Below are 3,640 nucleotides of genomic sequence, written 5' to 3' on the forward strand. Positions count from 1 at the left end.
ATTGTATTCCCTAAGATTTGAGAACCAAGTGTATCTGTATTTTTAGAAGTATCCATCGTTGGAATTTCGTTTGTTTCTGTACGATTTAATACTTGCTTTGCTGCATATTTAATATCAGATTTCTTATCTTCGCCACTACTAGAAGACGTATTAGTTTTCTTATCCCCACCTGATCCCGAGCATGCTGTTAATGCCATACTCATTGCTAAAACTGGTGCTACAACCGCTGTAAATTTTTTCATCTTTTTCTTTTTCACTTTTTGTACCCTCCCTAAATTATATGTACGATGCCACTCTTGAGAGATTTCCTGATGTCTATTTTGTTATCAGAAAATTCTTATTAATTAATATTCTACTATTTTTTCTAAGTTTGTAAAGTTATTTTTAAAAATTCAGAAAATATTTTTTCTATAATAATGATTCCCTTTTTAATAGTACAATTACAAGATTCTCCCCATCTACTATATGAACCCTGGGATCATCTTATTCGTCTCTCTTTTTTCGAATTCTATATTTAACCTTCTTTCCCCTTATATAACCGATATAAATTTAATACTTCCCTTCAACTCTTTATCAATTTGAGATTATATTATCTTAAAAATTTATAAATAGTACTTTTATTGCATAGTTTATACATCGTGATTTTTTTTAGTAATAAAACAATTAATAAAGTACAACTTTAATCAGTGTGGATTTTCTTCATCTCCCACTGATTATCCCCATGAAAAAGCATCTCCAAAAATAGTTTATCTACCTTTGGAAATGCTTTTCTAATTCAACATTATTTTTTGTCTTCCTCAGTTACATAAGCCCACTTAAAGCTATATTCTGGACTGATATTATGTTTTACAATTCCTTTTACGTTTGGTTTCATTGCATACGCACTGCCTCTTTGATATAACGGCACCATCGCTACATCTTCTTCAAGCAATAGTTTTTCTGCTTTTCCTAACTCCTCCCAACGTTTCTTCGCATCAGACATTAATTCATTCCCTGCCTTTTTAACCATTTCATCATATTTCGGGTTTGAATAGCTCATTTGGTTATAAGGGCTCTTCGTTTCAAACATATCGATAAATGTCATCGGATCCGCATAGTCTGGGCTCCAACCTGCGTAAGAGATTTCATAGTCTTGCGCTGATTCTAGTTTTAACTTTTGTTTAAACGGCTGGATTTTCGTATTAATTGTTACACCTTTTAAGTTTTTCTCAATTTGGTCTTTTACATAATCAGCAACTTTTTTCGCTGTTCCATCATCATAACTTAACAATTCTATTGTCACTTGGTCTTTCCCCAGCTCTTTTTTCGCTTCTTCCCATGCTGCGGCTGCTTTTTTCGTGTCTTGCTTTAAACCATTTTTAAATGTTTCTGTGAAATCTTTACCGTCTGGACCATTTGCTAGTCCTTTTGGTACTAATTGATCTGTTGCTTTGGAGCCGTTGTTTAAGATAACATTTGCTAAACCTTTTTTATCAATTGATAATGCAATTGCTTCACGTAACTTTTTACTTTTCAGCGGCGTATCTTGACCTCCACGTTTTTCATTTAAACGTAAGAAGAAAGTACTTGATTCTGCATACTCACCATACTCATCTTTCTTTGGTTTATATTTATCAACAAACTCACCTGATAATAATGTAAAGTCAATTGCGTTAGTATCATATAAGTTCACTTTTGTAGCTACGTCTTTTACAACACTATAATTAATTTCTTCTAGTTTCACACTCTTTTTATCCCAATACTTATCATTTTTCTTCAATTTCCAACCTTGTTCATGCTTCCACTCAGACATTACGAATGGTCCATTATATACAACTGTATCCGCCTCTAAACCGAATTTCTCTCCTTTTTCTTTCACAAACTTTTCATTTAACGGGTAATACGATGGAAATGCTGTTAAATTTAAAAAGTATGGAACTGGTTTTTCTAATTCCACTTCAAGGGTATAATCATCAACTGCTTTAGCACCTAATGTAGATAGCTCTGCTTCTCCTTTATTAATCGCTTCTGCATTTTTAATATAGTAAGCAATAAACGCATATTCAGAAGCTGTGTTTTTATCAAGTAAGCGCTGCCATGCAAACACGAAATCTTTCGCTGTTACTGGATCACCGTTTGACCATTTTGCATCTTTACGAAGCTTAAACGTATATTTTTTACCATCTTCACTTTTCGTGCTGGATTCAGCTGCAGCTGGGATTGGTTTATTATCTTTATCAAGGCGATATAGCCCTTCCATCGTGTTCCCTAAAATTTGCGAACCAAGTGTATCTGTTGATTTTGAAGTATCCATTGTTGGAATTTCCTGATTTTCTGTACGATTTAATACTTGTTTTGCCGCATATTTAATATCCGATTTCTTCTCTTCACCACTATTAGACGTTGTACTTGTCTTCTTATCTCCACCTGATCCCGAGCATGCTGATAATGCCATACTCATTGCTAAAACTGGCGCTACAACCGCCGTTAGCTTCTTAATCTTTTTCTTTTTCATTTGTATACCCTCCCTAATTTTATGTACGATAATACCTCTCTATTTTTCTGATATATTTATATTATCAGAAAATTCTTATTAATTAATATTCTACTGTTTTTTTATGTTTTGTAAAGTTATTTTTTGAAAATCCAGAAAATACTTTCTACTATAATAACGATGTGCTTTCGTTACACTAATTTGCAAGAAATTACCATTCGCTATATGAGAAAAGTATATTTCTTATTCTTTATATATATATGCCTTCTAGTAACGAAAGCCTCTATAAGTAAGATTCACTACATAGAAAAAAGCACCTCTAAAAGTAGACACCCTACCTTTAGAAATGCTTTTATCTTCATTACTTACTATTTTCTTCTGTTACGTAAGCCCACTTGAAGCTATATTCTGGACTGATGTTATGTTTTACAACACCTTTTACGTTTGGTTTCATTACATATGATCTAGCATTCTGATGTAATGGTACAAGCGCTACATCTTCTTCAAGCAACAGTTTTTCTGCCTTCCCTAACTCTTCCCAACGTTTCTTCGCATCTGCCATTAACTCTGTTTTTCCTTTTTTGATGATTTCATCATATTTCGGATTTGAGTAACCCATTTGGTTTTGAGAGTTTGTTGATTCGAACATATCTAAATATGTCATTGGATCCGCATAGTCTGGGCTCCAACCAGCATATGAGAAGTCATAATCTTGTTCAGATTCTAACTTTAACTTTTGTTTGAACGGCTGCATTTTAATATTTACTGTTACACCTTTTAAGTTTTTCTCAACTTGGTCTTTTACATATTCACCAACTTTTTTCGCATTACTTGTATCATAGTTTAAGAACTCTAGTGTCACTTGATCTTTACCAAGTTCTTTCTTCGCTTCTTCCCATGCTGCCGCTGCTTTTTTCGTATCATTCTTTAAGCCGTTTTTAAACTCCTCTTGGAAGTCTTTCCCATCAGGACTTTTTGCTAATCCTTTTGGTACTAAGTAGTCAGCAGGCTTAGAACCATCATTTAAGATTACATTTGCTAAATCTTTTTTATTAATTGACAACGCAATCGCTTCACGTAATTTCTTGCTCTTTAATGGTGTATCTTGACCACCGCGTTTTTGGTTTAAACGTAAGAAGAACGTACTTGGTTCAGAATATACACCAA

General features: G+C 33.4%; 2 protein-coding genes and 1 pseudogene. All 3 read right to left on the reverse strand.

The window, feature by feature from the left end:
• Positions 1-257, reverse strand: a pseudogene (locus tag CN288_RS26945) (peptide ABC transporter substrate-binding protein); the annotation flags it as partial.
• A gap of 524 nt (positions 258-781) precedes the next feature.
• Complete coding sequence (locus CN288_RS26950) at positions 782-2,494, reverse strand: peptide ABC transporter substrate-binding protein (RefSeq protein WP_090691800.1); 1,713 nt, start codon at positions 2,492-2,494, stop codon at positions 782-784.
• 340 nt (positions 2,495-2,834) lie between these two features.
• Positions 2,835-3,640: ABC transporter substrate-binding protein (locus CN288_RS26955; RefSeq protein WP_255260065.1), on the reverse strand; the 806-nt coding region annotated here is incomplete at its 5' end.

It is taken from the genome of Bacillus sp. AFS023182, from assembly GCF_002560575.1.
Taxonomy (GTDB): domain Bacteria; phylum Bacillota; class Bacilli; order Bacillales; family Bacillaceae_G; genus Bacillus_A; species Bacillus_A arachidis.